15 protein-coding genes and 2 pseudogenes are annotated in these 15,813 nt (G+C 60.2%); 15 read left to right on the top strand and 2 right to left on the bottom strand.

The genetic code is table 11. From position 1 onward, the window contains the following. From mltG to araH, 14 genes and pseudogenes are all read left to right on the top strand, one after another. Nucleotides 1-942: endolytic transglycosylase MltG (mltG, locus tag ACXRVY_RS06165; protein ID WP_458237118.1), on the top strand; the 942-nt coding region annotated here is incomplete at its 5' end. Nucleotides 943-961: 19 nt separating this feature from the next. Next, nucleotides 962-1,594: a dTMP kinase gene (gene tmk / locus ACXRVY_RS06160; protein ID WP_223459588.1), complete on the top strand. Its 633-nt coding sequence runs from the start codon at nt 962-964 to the stop codon at nt 1,592-1,594. Further along, nucleotides 1,587-2,573, top strand: a complete 987-nt coding sequence (locus tag ACXRVY_RS06155; protein WP_223459586.1) for a DNA polymerase III subunit delta' — start codon at nt 1,587-1,589, stop codon at nt 2,571-2,573. Before tmk ends, ACXRVY_RS06155 begins: the two co-directional genes overlap by 8 nt. 72 nt (nt 2,574-2,645) lie before the next feature. Next, entirely contained in the window at nt 2,646-3,434 is a 789-nt protein-coding gene (locus ACXRVY_RS06150) for a TatD family hydrolase (RefSeq protein WP_223459584.1), read from the top strand. A gap of 387 nt (nt 3,435-3,821) precedes the next feature. Then, a complete protein-coding gene (locus tag ACXRVY_RS06145) occupies nt 3,822-4,460 on the top strand; it encodes a TetR/AcrR family transcriptional regulator (protein WP_223459582.1) in 639 nt (212 codons plus the stop codon). A gap of 137 nt (nt 4,461-4,597) precedes the next feature. Then, on the top strand, nt 4,598-5,566 hold the full coding sequence (locus ACXRVY_RS06140; RefSeq protein ID WP_223459581.1) for a GTP 3',8-cyclase MoaA: 969 nt from the start codon (nt 4,598-4,600) through the stop codon (nt 5,564-5,566). A gap of 171 nt (nt 5,567-5,737) precedes the next feature. Further along, the gene (locus ACXRVY_RS06135; RefSeq protein ID WP_458237117.1) at nt 5,738-6,346 is read left to right on the top strand and encodes a DUF4823 domain-containing protein; all 609 of its coding nucleotides are present in this window, start codon (nt 5,738-5,740) and stop codon (nt 6,344-6,346) included. Between the two features lie 16 nt (nt 6,347-6,362). Next, nucleotides 6,363-6,923, top strand: a complete 561-nt coding sequence (locus ACXRVY_RS06130; protein ID WP_223459576.1) for a DUF1285 domain-containing protein — start codon at nt 6,363-6,365, stop codon at nt 6,921-6,923. 192 nt (nt 6,924-7,115) lie between these two features. Beyond that, entirely contained in the window at nt 7,116-7,832 is a 717-nt protein-coding gene (locus ACXRVY_RS06125) for a FadR/GntR family transcriptional regulator (RefSeq protein WP_458237116.1), read from the top strand. 45 nt (nt 7,833-7,877) lie between these two features. Further along, complete coding sequence (locus ACXRVY_RS06120; protein ID WP_223459574.1) at nt 7,878-8,753, top strand: SMP-30/gluconolactonase/LRE family protein; 876 nt, start codon at nt 7,878-7,880, stop codon at nt 8,751-8,753. A 273-nt stretch (nt 8,754-9,026) separates the two neighbouring features. After that, nucleotides 9,027-9,845, top strand: coding sequence for an SDR family oxidoreductase (locus ACXRVY_RS06115; protein ID WP_223459572.1), 819 nt, complete (start codon nt 9,027-9,029; stop codon nt 9,843-9,845). A 142-nt stretch (nt 9,846-9,987) separates the two neighbouring features. Further along, nucleotides 9,988-10,992 carry a substrate-binding domain-containing protein gene (locus tag ACXRVY_RS06110; RefSeq protein WP_223459570.1) on the top strand — a complete coding sequence of 335 codons (1,005 nt, stop codon included), beginning with the start codon at nt 9,988-9,990 and terminating at the stop codon, nt 10,990-10,992. 65 nt (nt 10,993-11,057) lie between these two features. Continuing rightward, nucleotides 11,058-12,596: pseudogene (araG, locus tag ACXRVY_RS06105) on the top strand (L-arabinose ABC transporter ATP-binding protein AraG). Between the two features lie 12 nt (nt 12,597-12,608). Beyond that, the gene (araH, locus tag ACXRVY_RS06100; RefSeq protein WP_223459566.1) at nt 12,609-13,577 is read left to right on the top strand and encodes an L-arabinose ABC transporter permease AraH; all 969 of its coding nucleotides are present in this window, start codon (nt 12,609-12,611) and stop codon (nt 13,575-13,577) included. A gap of 214 nt (nt 13,578-13,791) precedes the next feature. On the opposite strand, the gene ACXRVY_RS06095 is transcribed toward araH, so the two are convergent. After that, complete coding sequence (locus ACXRVY_RS06095; protein ID WP_223459564.1) at nt 13,792-14,121, bottom strand: hypothetical protein; 330 nt, start codon at nt 14,119-14,121, stop codon at nt 13,792-13,794. Between the two features lie 81 nt (nt 14,122-14,202). After that, entirely contained in the window at nt 14,203-15,408 is a 1,206-nt protein-coding gene (locus ACXRVY_RS06090) for an MFS transporter (RefSeq protein WP_223459562.1), read from the bottom strand. Between the two features lie 240 nt (nt 15,409-15,648). On the opposite strand from ACXRVY_RS06090, the pseudogene ACXRVY_RS06085 reads away from it, so the two are divergent. Then, nucleotides 15,649-15,813, top strand: a pseudogene (locus tag ACXRVY_RS06085) (GNAT family N-acetyltransferase); the annotation flags it as partial.

Raw genomic sequence — 15,813 nt, 5'->3', positions numbered from 1 at the left:
GGCCTGATCGACCTGTGGAAACGCGGGGAAATGGTTCAGTACAGCCTGACCCTGGTCGAAGGCTGGAATTTCCGTCAGGTCCGCGCAGCGCTGGCCAAAGAAGAGAAGCTCGACCATAGCCTCGACGGTTTGAGCGACAGCCAGGTCATGGACAAGCTCGGTCATAGCGGGATTTTCCCGGAAGGGCGCTTCTTCCCTGACACTTATCGCTACGTGCGCGGCATGACCGATATCGAACTGCTGAAAACCGCTTACGAGCGCCTCGACGAAGTGCTCTCCAAGGAGTGGGAACAGCGCTCTTCCGACGTGCCGTACACCGAACCCTACCAGGCGCTGATCATGGCCTCGCTGGTGGAGAAGGAAACCGGGGTACCGCAGGAGCGCGGGCAAATTGCCGGCGTGTTCGTACGACGCATGGCGATGGGCATGYTGCTGCAGACCGATCCGACGGTGATCTACGGCCTTGGCGACCGCTACAGCGGCAAGCTGACCCGGGCTCATCTCAAGGAAGCGACGCCCTATAACACCTACATGAATGCGGGCCTGCCGCCTACGCCTATTTCGATGGTCGGTCGCGAAGCCATCCATGCGGCACTCAATCCGGTGGAGGGCAACAGCCTATACTTCGTGGCGCGTGGTGATGGCACTCACGTGTTCTCCGACGACCTGGACGCTCACAACAATGCTGTGAAGGAGTTCCAGCTCAAGCGTCGCGCCGATTACCGCTCCAGCCCGGCGCCTGCCTCCACGCCCGAGACGCCGCCCACCGAGGCTGAGCAAACCGGTACGCAGGAGGCCAGGTCTTCGCAAGAGTTGACTCCGATCCCGGCCGCTTCACCGAACACGGCTCCCGAGGCGTTGCCGCAGGTGCCGGCGCAAGATCCTGCGCCAGCCCCTGAAGTGCCGGAACTCGATGCCAACGCACCGAAAAGCCCGCAATGACTCTGACTAAGGACTGCCTGTGACTGGCTTGTTTATTACGCTGGAAGGCCCGGAAGGCGCCGGCAAGAGCACCAACCGTGAATACCTGGCCGAGCGCCTGCGCGCCGCCGGCATCGAGGTGGTGCTGACCCGCGAGCCGGGTGGCACGCCGCTGGCCGAGCGCATCCGTGAAGTGCTGCTGGCCCCGGTCGACGAAGTCATGAACCCGGATACCGAGTTGCTGTTGGTGTTCGCGGCGCGTGCCCAGCACCTGGCCGAAGTGATTCGCCCGGCGCTGGCCCGCGGTGCCGTGGTCTTGTGTGATCGTTTCACCGATTCGACATACGCCTACCAGGGCGGCGGCCGAGGCTTGTCGCTGGAGCGCATCGCGACCCTTGAAACCTTCGTCCAGGGCGATCTGCGTCCGCACCTGACGCTGATTTTCGATCTGCCTGTCGAGGTGGGTCTGGCCCGCGCCAGTGCTCGCGGTCGTCTGGATCGCTTCGAACGCGAAGGCCAGGCCTTTTTCGATGCCGTACGCAAAGCCTTCCTCAAGCGGGCCGAGGCAGATCCGGCGCGTTATGTGCTGGTCGATGCTGCCCAGTCGCTGGCACAGGTTCAGCAATCACTGGATGCCTTGCTGCCGCGCCTGCTGGAGTTGAGCCGTGGCTGAGGCCTATCCGTGGCAGGAAACCCTCTGGCAGCACCTGGCCGGTCGCGCCCAGCATGCGCATGCTTACCTGCTGCATGGCCCCGTCGGGATCGGCAAGCGGGCACTGGCCGAGCGCCTGATGGCCAGCTTGCTGTGCCAGCGCCCGAACGCGCTGCAAGCCTGCGGTGAATGCAAATCCTGTCTGCTGCTCAAGGCTGGCAGCCACCCGGATAACTACATCCTGGAACCGGAAGAGGCCGACAAGGCGATCAAGGTCGATCAGGTTCGCGATCTGGTCGGTTTCGTGGTGCAGACTGCGCAGTTGGGCGGGCGCAAGGTGGTGTTGATCGAGCCGGCCGAGTCGATGAACATCAATGCCGCCAACGCCTTGCTCAAAAGCCTTGAAGAACCGTCCGGCGATACTGTTTTGTTGCTGGTCAGCCATCAGCCGAGCCGTTTGTTGCCAACCATCAAGAGTCGCTGCGTGCAGCAGGCCTGTCCGCTGCCGGGCGAGGCCATGAGCTTGAAGTGGCTGGCCCAGGCGTTGCCGGAGTGCTCCGAAGAAGAGCGCGTCGAACTGCTGACCCTGGCCGCCGGTTCGCCGCTGGCGGCAGTCAATCTCCAGGCCCAGGGCGTGCGTGAGCAACGCATGCAAGTGGTGGAAGGGGTAAAAAAACTCCTCAAGCAACAGCAGTCGCCGACGCAACTGGCCGAAGAGTGGAAAAACATTCCGATGTTGCGCCTGTTCGATTGGTTCTGCGATTGGTCGAGCCTGATCCTGCGCTATCAGTTGACCCAGGACGAAGCCGGCCTGGGCCTGACCGACATGCGCAAGGTCGTGCAGTACCTGGCGCAGAAAAGCGCCCAGGGCAAAGTCCTCGATATCCAGGACTGGATCCTCGCCCAAAGGCAGAAAGTCTTGAGCAAGGCCAACCTCAATCCGGCCTTGCTGCTGGAGGCATTGCTGGTGCAATGGGCGTCGTTGCCTGGCCAAAGATGACTGTCCGCGCCTAGACTCCGAATATCAGAACATCCGCCCGTCCCACCCATTCGATACAAGTTGCAGCCCTTTATGCTCGTAGATTCCCATTGTCACCTTGATCGCCTCGACCTGGCCGCCCACGACGGCTCCCTGGATGCCGCCCTTGATGCGGCCCGACAGCGCGGGGTAGGGCACTTTCTGTGTATCGGTGTCAGCGCGGACAACGCGGCCGACGTCAAGGCCCTGGCCGAACGTTATGACGACGTCGACTGCTCGGTGGGCGTGCACCCTCTGGATGTGCAGCCGGATGCCGCGCCGGCGCTGGACTGGCTGTTGCAGGAGCTCAATCACCCGCGGGTGGTCGCCATTGGCGAAACCGGCCTGGACTATCACTACGAGCCGGAAGCTGCAGAGTTGCAGCAGGAATCGTTCCGCCTGCACCTGCAGGCCGCGCGGCAGACCGGCAAACCGGTGATCATCCATACCCGTGGGGCCCGTACCGATACCCTGGACTTGTTGCGTGAAGCGGCGCTGCCCCAGGCGGGCGTATTGCATTGCTTTACCGAAGACTGGGAGATGGCGAAGGCTGCGCTGGACATGGGCTACTACATTTCCCTGTCCGGGATTGTCACTTTCCGCAATGCTGACGCATTGCGCGATGTGGCCAGCAAGGTGCCGGCCGACCGATTGCTGGTGGAAACCGACTCGCCGTACCTGGCGCCGATACCCTATCGCGGCAAGCCAAACCTGCCGCAGTACGTGCGTGAAGTCGCGGAATTTCTGGCAATGTTGCGTGGTGAGCCCTACGAGCGGTTTGCCGAGCAGACCACTGAGAACTTCAAGCGGTTGTTTCCGTTGGCGCATGTGAAATCAGTTTAGGGTTTGAAGCCGCTTTCGCGAGCAGGCTCGCTCCCACAAGGTTAAATCGCAGGCAAAAAAAACCCGGGTTCTGGGGGGTGAATCCGGGTTAAGACCATTAGGAGTAAAACAATGGCACGCGGTCCGTTGGTACCAATATCGGCGTGACACTTGGGGGAGATGCCCCGCCGACAGTTCAAGTATTGATCAGGATTGCGCCTAGTCCAGTTTGGTGGCCCGGGTTTTTAAACAAATTTGGAATACGTGCGCTTCGGAAGAGTTCTCATCAACCCGCAAACGTACGCGGAATGACCAGAAAGCGCAGATATGGTCGGATGATCCGTGCATTTTTGCGTAAGTTAGGCATAATACGCGGCTTCGAATTTTGACCCCGACAGACCTTTTCTTATGCATAAAGAACCTCGTAAGGTCCGTGAATTTCGTCGCCGCGAGCAGGAAATTCTCGATACCGCGCTCAAGCTGTTCCTCGAACAAGGTGAAGACAGTGTCACCGTCGAGATGATTGCTGATGCCGTCGGTATYGGCAAAGGCACGATCTACAAGCACTTCAAGTCCAAGGCGGAAATCTATCTGCGCCTGATGCTCGACTACGAGCGCGATTTGAACACACTGCTGCATTCGGCCGATGTCGACAAGGACAAGGAAGCCCTGTCCCGGGCGTACTTCGAATTCCGCATGCGCGATCCACAACGCTATCGCCTGTTCGACCGCCTCGAAGAGAAAGTAGTCAAGGGCAACCAGGTGCCGGAGATGATCGAGGAACTGCACAAGATCCGTGCCTCGAATTTCGAACGCCTGACCCTGCTGATCAAAGGCCGGATCAGCGAAGGCAAGCTGGAAGACGTGCCGCCTTACTTCCATTACTGCGCGTCCTGGGCGCTGGTGCACGGTGCCGTCGCGCTGTATCACTCGCCGTTCTGGAGCAATGTGCTGGAAGATCAGGAAGGTTTCTTCCAGTTCCTGATGGACATCGGCGTGCGCATGGGTAACAAGCGCAAGCGCGACACCGACACTTCCGGCAGCTGAGCCATTCAGTTGCCTTATTGCGCCATGATTTCGCTACTTGGCGCAGTGCCGCAGGAATATACTCAGGTAGAGGACTTGCTAAAACTTGATTTCTAAGTCAAGTTTTAGCGGCCCGATATTCTTCCGCCGGAGTGACCATGATCGTTGACCGTCAAGGCAGGCGTTTTCGCAACTTGCGAATCAGTCTGACCTCAGCCTGCAATTACGCTTGTACCTACTGTGTGCCCAATGGCAAGCGGCTGGTGGCTGCGCAGGATGAGTTGTCGGCCGAAGCCATGGCGCGCGGTGTGGCTTATCTGATTGAAGCTGCGGGGATCGAGCGTCTGCGCATTACCGGCGGCGAGCCGCTGGTCAGCCCGAAACTCGAGGCGTTCATGACGGCGGTCGGGAAGATGGGCCTGGAAGACATCAGCCTGACCACCAATGGCCAGTTGCTGGCGAAGAAACTGCCGCTGCTGGTGAACGCCGGCATTCGGCGCCTCAACGTTTCCCTCGATACCCTCGACGCCAGCGCGTTCCGTGCCATTGCCCGGGGCGGCGACCTGGCTACCGTGCTCAACGGCATGAACGAGGCCAGTGCGGCCGGCATGAAGATCAAGGTCAACATGGTGCCGCTGCGCGGGCAGAACCTCGATCAAGTGATGCCGCTGCTCGACTACTGTCTGGAGCGTGGTTATGAACTGCGCTTCATCGAGCTGATGCGCATGGGCCATCTGGCCAGCGATTCCAATGCTTTTCTGCAACAGTTCGTCAGCCTCAAGCAGTTGCTGAGCCTGATCGGCGAGCGCTATGAATACCTGCAGGCCGATGCCCCGGTCGATGCGACGGCCGTTCGCTATGAAATTCCGGGGCAAGGCTATTTCGGCGTGATCGCCAACGAGAGCGTGCCTTTCTGCCGGACCTGTTCACGCTTGCGTTTATCCTCCACCGGGTGGCTGCATGGCTGCCTGTCGTCGAGCAATCGCCATTACATCGGCGACCTGCTGGACAAGCCGCGCCATCAAGCACTGCCGGCCTTGCAGCGACTCCTGGTGAAAGCCTTGGGCGACAAGCAGGAAGTGGCGTTCTCTGGTGGTGCGACTGTCATGAAGATTATYGGCGGTTGAACCGGCCTCATCGCGGGCAAGCCACGCTCCCACAAGGTTTTGCGTAAACCCTGTGGGAGCGTGGCTTGCCCGCGATTGCGATTGATCAGGCGACGATCAACTTGAGCTGGCGCAAAAGCTGCATCCTACGGCCATTCGCCGGTTTTCCGACACCGGCCTCTGGAGGATAGGATGCGTAGCCTGGTTTTGCTGCTGGCCGTTTTGGCACTTGGTGGCTGCATGAACGTCAGCGATATGGCCGAAGGGACTCGTTACCATATGAGCGATGCGGGGTTACTCGATCACAGCGACAGCCGTCGCGTAAACAATCTGCGCATTCAACCGGACTCGTTCGTCTATATCGCCCAAGGCGCTTTCATGCCCCCAAGCAGCGACGTTTACCCACGGCCCAACGTGATTGCCGAAGTCGCGTTCGATGGCTTCGTCGAATACTTCCCGATGGTCCGCCGTGCCCGTACGCCCGAAGGCCTCGACCAGGCCATGGGCGAAGCCCGTGCCGCCGGCGCGCACTATTTGCTCTACACCCGGTTTGCCCGGTCTGACGACCGTATCGGCAACTCGGACGAGTGGCTGGATCAGGAAGCCCTGGATCGTCTCGGCATCGACAGCGGTATGATTCAGATCATGTTGATCGAGACCAGCACCCAGTATTTGATTGATACTGCAACCATCAAGAGTCGTGGCGGTTTACTGACGTTCCAMGATAAAAAACCCGAAGACCTGATGGGCCCGCCGCTGGAACAATACGCGCGCAGCCTGCTGGGGCTCAGCGACCAGTAATTTCAAGGAGAACGCCATGAGTGGCCCGCAAAAAGCCAACGACCTGCTGGGGCAAATCCCCAAGACCAAAGGCTTGCCGCCGGTGCACCTGTGGAACCCCGATTTCTGCGGCGACATCGACATGCGCATCGCCCGGGACGGCATCTGGTATTACCTGGGCACGCCGATCGGGCGCAAGCCGATGGTCAAGCTGTTCTCCACCATCATTCGCCGCGACGGCGATGATTATTTCCTGATCACGCCGGTGGAAAAGGTCGGCATCAAGGTCGACGATGCACCGTTCGTGGCGATTGCGGTGGACGTGGAAGGCGAGGGCGAGGCGCAGGTGTTGCGCTTTACCACCAACGTCGATGAAACCACCGAGGCCGGTGCCGGGCATCCGATGCGCGTGGTCATCGACCCGGTAACGCAAGAGCCAGCCCCTTACGTGCATGTGCGCAGCAATCTTGAAGCCTTGATCCATCGCAACGTGTTCTATCAATTGGTGGAACTGGCGGTGAGCCGCGAGATCGACGGCCAGCGCTGGCTCGGTGTATGGAGTGGCGGCGAGTTCTTCCCCATCGGTCTCGAACCCTGACACATAACAACACTGTGGGAGCGAGCTTGCTCGCGATGAGGGCATAACATTCAACATCCATGTTGCCTGTTACTCCGTCATCGCGAGCAAGCTCGCTCCCACAGTGGTTCTGTGGATTCAGTAAATTCAAATTGACATCCAATCGTATGATGATTAGCGTGAGCTCCCATCACGTACGGCTTTGAGGTGTCCATGTCCAGCAGCTTTCATGCTTCGACCGTTGACTGGCTGGGATGCTGGCTCGCCACGGGGCAGGTCAAGCCCGGTGAGTCACTCAAGGTCGAAGCCGACCTCGGCGAACAACTCGGCGTGAGCCGCACGGTCATCCGCGAAGCGATCAAAACCCTGGTTGCCAAAGGCATGCTCGAAGTCGGCCCGAAAGTCGGCACGCGGGTGTTGCCGGTGCGGCGCTGGAACCTCTTCGATCCACAAGTCGTCGGCTGGTTGTCGCGCAGCGGCTTGCCGGAAAACTTTGTCGACGATCTGCTCGACCTGCGCCGTACCATCGAACCGATGGCCGTGCGCTGGGCCTGCGAGCGCGCAACCGGCGAACAGGTGAACGCGATCCTGCTGGCCTGCAACGCGCTGGAACGGGCGGTGGACAGCGGCATCGATTACAACCGTGYCGACCAGCTCTTCCACGAGTGCATCCTCGCTGCCAGCCACAATCAATTCATCGAACAAATGGTTCCCGCCCTCGGCGCGTTGCTTGCGGTGGCCTTTGAAGTGTCCGCCGCCGACCCGGATGAACTGCGTCGCACCTTGCCGATTCACCGGGACYTGGCTGAGGCAATCGCGGCCCGAGATACCGCCCGGGGTGTCTGGGCCTGCATGACCCTGATCGATAACGCGGACCTGGCGATCAAGCGTTACTACCCGCAAGTCATGGCCGATAAAAAGGCCAGCTGACAACGAAAGTCCCCACATAAAAACAAGAACAAAGCAGGAGGTTTCATGACGTTGACGGCGGTTACCGGGCATCGGGCGAAACTGGGCGAAGGCCCGTTTTGGGATGCGCCGACCCAGGCGCTGTATTGGGTGGATATCGCGGGCAAACAGGCACTGCGGTTGATCGGCGCCAATGTGCAGATCTGGCAGATGCCGGAGCATGTGTCAGCCTTCATCCCCTGTGAAAGCGGCGATGCGCTGGTGACATTGAGTAGCGGTGTGTATCGCCTTGATCTCGACTCACCCGGCCTGGGACCGCGCCTGACGTTGTTCTGCGTAGCCGATCCGCAACCGGGCAACCGCCCCAACGAAGCCCGTTGCGACGCTCAAGGCCGACTCTGGCTCGGAACCATGCAAAACAACATCGGAGAACACGGTGAAGATATGCCCATCGTTCGCCGTTCGGGCGGATTGTTCTGTATAGATCGCGCCGGGCGGGTCGTGCCGCTGCTGCGTAACCTGGGTATTCCCAATACGCTGTTGTGGAGCGATGACGCCACCAGCGTGTATTTCGGCGACAGCCTCGACGGCACCTTGTATCGACATTTCATCCGTACCGACGGCGCCCTCGATGCGCCGCAGGTCTGGTTTGGTTCGCACGATCGTGGCGGCCCGGACGGTTCGGCGATGGATGCCGAAGGCTTTATCTGGAATGCCCGTTGGGACGGTAGCTGCCTGCTCAGGTTGAGCCCCGACGGCAAAGTCGATCGGATCATCGAACTGCCGATCAGCCGTCCCACCAGCTGCGTGTTCGGCGGTGCAGACCTGAAAACCCTGTACATCACCAGCGCAGCCAGTCCGCTGGGCCATCCGTTGGATGGGGCGGTGTTGTCGATTCCAGTGGATGTGCCTGGAAAGCATTGCACGCGTTTTGCTGGGTAAATCCCAAAATATGGGATGTAAATATATATATTGAGATTTTTCGCGGGCCAGGTTTATAGTCGGCCTCACCAGTTACATGCACTCACACTTAAAAAAACAAAACAGGTGAAGTGATGCAGCGAAGTTTCCCCGTGCTCCCTTGCGGAGCCAGTGTCTCAGAGCGTTTCCGAGCTGAAACGTTTTCGCGTTCTACTGTTTCCTACTCAACGCCTTTTGACCGGACATCGACAGATGACCGGTTTTCGTCGTGTTCTCGAACAGGAGTCTTGATCCATGGCTGAACCACTGTCATTGCCACCAGTACCCGAACCGCCCAAGGGCGAACGCCTGAAAAACAAGGTCGTATTGCTGACCGGTGCCGCCCAGGGCATTGGCGAAGCGATTGTGGCGACCTTCGCATCCCAGCAGGCCAGGTTGATCATCAGCGACATTCAGGCCGAGAAAGTCGAGAAAGTTGCGGCGCACTGGCGGGACAAAGGCGCCGATGTGGTGGCGATCAAGGCTGACGTTTCTCATCAACAGGACCTGCATGCGATGGCCAGGTTGGCAGTCGAACGACACGGCCGGATTGACGTGCTGGTCAACTGCGCCGGGGTCAACGTATTCCGTGACCCGCTGGAAATGACCGAGGAAGACTGGCGTCGCTGCTTTGCCATCGACCTCGATGGCGCCTGGTACGGTTGCAAGGCGGTGCTGCCGCAGATGATCGAGCAGGGCATCGGCAGCATCATCAACATTGCCTCCACCCATTCCTCCCACATCATTCCGGGCTGCTTTCCGTACCCGGTGGCCAAGCATGGCCTGCTCGGCCTGACCCGCGCACTGGGCATCGAATATGCGGCCAAGGGCATCCGCGTCAATGCCATTGCGCCGGGTTACATCGAAACCCAGATCAACATCGATTACTGGAACGGTTTCGCCGACCCCCACGCCGAACGCCAGCGCGCGTTTGACCTGCACCCGCCGCGTCGCATCGGTCAGCCGATCGAAGTGGCAATGACCGCCGTGTTCCTGGCCAGCGATGAAGCGCCGTTCATCAATGCTTCGTGCATCACCATTGATGGCGGGCGTTCGGTGATGTACCACGACTGAGTCATCGGGCTTTCAGGCGACTTGCTACGCCTGAAATCCAATCATCATACGATATGACTATTGGTAGTGCGGTTTTACCGCCCATTGGTTTACAAATAACGCTTTCAAAGAACGCTCAAGAACAATAACAAGGAGTCAGCTTATGAATCGTCGTCATGCTATCCGTTCCCTGTGCTGTGCCGCGTTGGCGGTCTCGGCGGTCAGCCTGAGCAGCACGCTGCTGGCGGCCGAGCAAGTGAAGATCGGTTTCCTGGTCAAGCAAGCGGAAGAACCCTGGTTCCAGACTGAATGGGCCTTTGCCGAAAAGGCCGGGAAAGAGAAGGGCTTCACCCTGATCAAGATCGCCGTGCCGGACGGTGAGAAAACCCTTTCCGCCATCGACAGCCTCGCGGCCAACGGCGCCAAAGGCTTTGTGATCTGCCCGCCTGACGTGTCCCTGGGACCTGCGATCATGGCCAAGGCCAAACTCAACGGGCTGAAAGTGATTGCCGTTGATGACCGTTTCGTCGATGCCAGCGGCAAGTTCATGGAGGATGTGCCGTACCTCGGCATGGCCGCGTTCGAAGTCGGCCAGAAGCAGGGCAACGCCATGGCCACCGAGGCGAAGAAGCGCGGCTGGGACTGGAAAGACACCTATGCGGTGATCAACACCTACAACGAACTCGACACCGGCAAGAAGCGCACCGACGGCTCGGTCAAGGCACTCGAAGACGCCGGTATGCCGAAAGACCACATCCTGTTCGCGGCCCTCAAGACCCTCGACGTGCCGGGTAGCATGGACGCCACCAACTCCGCCCTGGTGAAACTGCCGGGTGCGGCGAAGAACCTGATCATCGGCGGCATGAACGACAACACCGTGCTCGGCGGCGTACGCGCCACCGAGAGTGCGGGTTTCGCTGCGGCCAACGTGATCGGCATCGGTATCAACGGTACCGACGCCATCGGCGAGCTGAAGAAACCCGACAGCGGCTTCTACGGCTCGATGCTGCCAAGCCCGCACATCGAGGGCTACAACACCGCGAGCATGATGTACGAGTGGGTTACCACCGGCACTGAACCGGCGAAATTCACCGCCATGGACGACGTGACGCTGATCACCCGCGACAACTTCAAGCAGGAACTGGAAAAGATCGGCCTGTGGAACTGACGGCCGTTTGATTTCAGCGGCGGCCTCGGCGACGGGGCTGCCTGACCGGTTTGAAGAGGTGGGTTATGCACGCGCAAACAAATACACAACAACACAGCGGCAGCTTGCGCTTCAACGGGATCGGCAAGACCTTTCCCGGGGTGTAGGCGCTGGACAACATCAGCTTCGTCGCCCATCCGGGGCAGGTTCATGCCTTGATGGGCGAGAACGGTGCCGGCAAGTCGACGCTGCTGAAAATCCTCGGCGGGGCCTATACGCCCAGCAGCGGTGCCTTGCAGATCGGCGAACGGGCGATGGACTTCAAGTCCACCGCCGACAGCATCGGCAGTGGCGTCGCGGTGATCCACCAGGAGCTGCATCTGGTGCCGGAAATGACCGTGGCGGAGAACCTGTTTCTGGGGCATCTGCCGGCCAGTTTCGGCCTGATCAACCGCGGTGCCCTGCGCCAGCAGGCACTGGCCTGTCTCAAGGGCCTGGCCGATGAAATCGACCCGCAAGAGAAAGTCGGGCGCCTGTCCCTCGGCCAGCGGCAATTGGTGGAAATCGCCAAGGCGTTGTCCCGTGGCGCCCACGTGATTGCCTTCGACGAACCCACCAGCAGCCTTTCGGCGCGGGAGATCGAGCGCTTGATGGCGATCATCGGCCGGCTGCGGGACGAGGGCAAAGTGGTGCTCTACGTGTCCCATCGCATGGAAGAGGTGTTTCGCATTTGTGATGCTGTGACGGTGTTCAAGGACGGGCGATACGTGCGCACGTTCGAGGACATGGGCCAGTTGACCCACGATCAACTGGTCACCTGCATGGTCGGTCGTGACATTCAGGACATCTACGATTACCGCCCCCGTCAGCGTGGCGCGGTGGCGTTCAAGGTCGACGGTTTGCTTGGGCCGGGGTTGCGTGAGCCGGTGAGTTTCGAGGTGCACAAGGGCGAAATCCTCGGGCTGTTCGGGCTGGTCGGTGCCGGTCGCACCGAGCTGTTGCGCCTGCTCAGCGGCCTGGCGCGCAACAGCGCCGGACACCTGAAGCTTCGTGGCCATGAGCTGAAGCTGCGTTCACCCCGGGACGCGATTGCCGCCGGGATCCTGTTGTGCCCCGAGGACCGCAAGAAGGAAGGCATCCTGCCGCTGGCCAGCGTCGCCGAGAACATCAACATCAGCGCACGCGGCGCCCATGCCACCTTCGGCTGCTTGTTGCGCGGCCTGTGGGAGAAGGACAACGCCGACCAGCAGATCAAGGCGCTCAAGGTGAAAACGCCCCATGCCGGGCAGCAGATCAAGTTTCTTTCCGGCGGTAATCAGCAGAAGGCCATTCTCGGCCGCTGGCTATCGATGCCGATGAAAGTGTTGCTGCTTGACGAACCCACCCGCGGCATCGACATCGGTGCCAAGGCCGAGATCTACCAGATCATCCATAACCTGGCGGCCGAGGGGATCGCGGTGATTGTGGTGTCCAGCGACTTGATGGAAGTCATGGGCATTTCCGACCGCATCCTGGTGCTGTGCGAAGGCGCCCTGCGTGGCGAGCTGAGCCGCGAACAGGCCAACGAATCCAACCTGCTGCAACTGGCTTTGCCGCGCCAACGCGCCGACGGCGTGGCGAACTGAGAGGTGACTATGATGACAACCCAAGACAACACCCTGCCAACCACCCGCAAACCGCTGGACCTGCGGCGCTTCCTCGATGACTGGGTGATGCTGCTGGCGGCCGTCGGCATCTTTGTCGCCTGCACTTTGCTGATCGACAACTTCCTTTCACCGCTGAACATGCGTGGCCTGGGCCTGGCGATTTCCACCACCGGGATCGCGGCGTGCACCATGTTGTATTGCCTGGCGTCCGGGCATTTCGACTTGTCAGTGGGCTCGGTGATTGCCTGCGCCGGGGTGGTCGCGGCGGTGGTGATGCGCGACACCGACAGCGTGTTTCTCGGAGTCTGTGCGGCGCTGGTGATGGGGCTGATCGTCGGGCTGATCAACGGCATCGTGATTGCCAAGCTGCGGGTCAACGCGTTGATCACCACGCTGGCGACCATGCAGATCGTGCGCGGCCTGGCCTACATCTTCGCCAATGGCAAAGCGGTGGGGGTGTCCCAGGAGTCGTTCTTCGTCTTCGGTAACGGCCAGTTGTTCGGCGTGCCGGTACCGATCCTGATCACCATCGTCTGTTTCCTGTTCTTCGGCTGGCTGCTGAACTACACCACCTACGGGCGCAACACCATGGCCATCGGCGGCAACCAGGAAGCGGCGCTGCTGGCCGGTGTGAATGTCGACCGGACCAAGATCATCATCTTTGCCGTGCACGGCGTGATCGGTGCCTTGGCCGGGGTAATCCTGGCGTCGCGCATGACCTCCGGCCAACCGATGATCGGCCAGGGTTTCGAGCTGACGGTGATCTCGGCCTGCGTGTTGGGCGGGGTTTCGTTGAGTGGCGGGATCGGCATGATCCGGCACGTKATTGCCGGGGTACTGATTCTGGCGATTATCGAGAATGCGATGAACCTGAAGAACATCGATACGTTTTATCAGTATGTGATTCGGGGTTCGATTCTGCTTCTGGCCGTCGTGATTGACCGCCTGAAACAGCGCTGACACCCATTACACCTGTGGGAGCGAGCTTGCTCGCGATGGCGGAGTGTCAGCCAGCATTTATGTTGGATGTGCCGGCCTCATCGCGAGCAAGCTCGCTCCCACAGTGATTTGTGTCGTGCACAAATATTGTCAGTGCCCTAATCCCTGTGGGAGCGGGCTTGCCCGCGAAGAGGCCCTGATATTCTCCGCCTGAGTTGCTGTCCCCAAACAGCAACTATTGGCTGTCGGCGCCCTCATCACCCGAGTCACCGCTGGTGGTCGAGCCAAGTCCACCACTGTTGGGTGTTTTGCTGCCTGGCAAACTCATACCACCCTGACGTCCCGCATCTTTGCCTTGAGCCCGCGGGTCGGTGCCGGTGTAGGGCGGCAGGTTTTTGTCGATCGTCGTGCCATCGGTGTTCATGCCTGGAGCACTCTGGATCGCCGGTGCCCTGGGCTTTTCCACCGGGTTGGTCGGGCCGGTGCTCGAGCCGATGGTCCCGGCGAACGCGGCAGAAGACAGCAGGGCGGCGAGGGTGAGGGCGATCAACCTGGACAGGATCATGGTGTTGTCTCCAACGGGTAGAGTCCTTACCTGATTAGTCCGCTCTCGATCCGGATGGGTGCATTGTTAGCGACGAACGGCTCAGGCCTGTTCCAATGTCCTGACCGCTGTGGCTCTACGCCAGATCAAACGGCCCAGGGTGATCAGCCAGTTGAGCGCAGCCACCGCCAGCACCGTGAGCAACAACGTGGTCATGCCTTGTTCGACGATGATTTTTCCGGCCAGCAAAGGAAAGCCGAATACGCCGATGAAGTACGACAGGCTGAACAGCAACAAGGATTGCGCGGTGGTGCCGTTCGGCGCTTCATTGGCGGCCAGGCCGTTGATCACCGAGTAGGTCAGGCCGTAACCGATCCCGAGCATCACTGCCGCGAGCACGTAGCTGAAGCTGCTGTCGACGACAAAACCGAACATCACGATCGATGCCAGCATCAGCCCCGAAAGCAGGCACGATGCACGCAATGGATCGCGCTTGACCACGAAACCGGCAACCAGCATGCGGCCGCTGATCGCCGCGCTCATGAAGCCGAGGAAGAACAGCGAATAGTCGAGCGAACGCGCCACCGCATAACTGGTTTGAAAACTCGACAGACCGCCGAACACGCAGCCTCCCAGACCGACCATGATGATCGGGAAAACGGCTCTGGACGACAGCACCTGACCTGCTGCGCGCCAGGAAATCCGCGACACGCTGGTCGATGGCATATGGGCCTGTTTCAATTGCCGGTCCAGTCGCCAGAACAGCAGTACACCGATCAGGCTGGCCAGTGCCGCCAGATAAAACGCCGCAGTCACCGGATAACCGAGGGCGCTCGCCGCGCGGCCGAGCAACGGGCCACTACCAATCCCGGTCATCATGCTGCCCGACAGCAGGGCGAAGTATTTGGCGCGCTGTGCAGGTGTCACCAGGCTTGCCACGATGATCGGACCGAGGGTGTAGAACACGCCCCAGCCCAGTCCCAGCAGCAGGCCGAAAAACAACAGCAGATGGCCAAAGCCCGGGGTCAGGGCGAAGCCCAGGCTGGCCGCTACCAGCAAAACACCGAACAGCGCCACCGATCGGGCGGCACCGAGCGAATCGGACAAATGACCGGAAACAATCACCGCCGCAAAAGTGCTGAGCATCGCCGCTGAAATCACACTGCCGGCGTCGTGCTCGTTGCCACCGCGAGAACCGATCAGCAACGACAGCAAAAACGTCGAACCGTAGGACAGCGACAACAGGTAACTGGCGAGGCAAAACAGGCCGAACAACTTGCTTGAGACAGGAGGTGTTGCGGTAGACATGGCGCGGTTCCTTGGCCGGATAAATGAGCAGCGCGGCTATCTAATCACGCAGTGCCCGAATGTTAGGTCCGAGGTTATCGATGCCAGGGTTAGTGTTGGCCGGAGTAAAGCTTCCAGACACTTTGTGGCGGATCAGCTTTTGTGGCGAGGGAGCTTGCTCCCTCGCCACAGGCAAGCCCCCTCGCCACAAGTACCGCGCCGACTTAGTATGGCGTTTTCCACTTTTGACAAGGCACGTCCATGACGATCGAAATCCGCCCGGCGACCCCCAGTGACGCACCGCAAATCCTCGCGTTCATCACTGAACTGGCCGACTACGAGCGTGCCCGCCATGAAGTCATCGCCAGTGTTGCCGACATCGAACGCAGCCTGTTCAGCGAAGGCGCCACCGCCCATGGCCTGATC

The organism is Pseudomonas sp. P5_A2_2 (assembly GCF_054177685.1).
The sequence above is the reverse complement of the archived record's forward strand: the minus strand, read 5'-3'. Positions and strand labels throughout refer to the sequence as shown.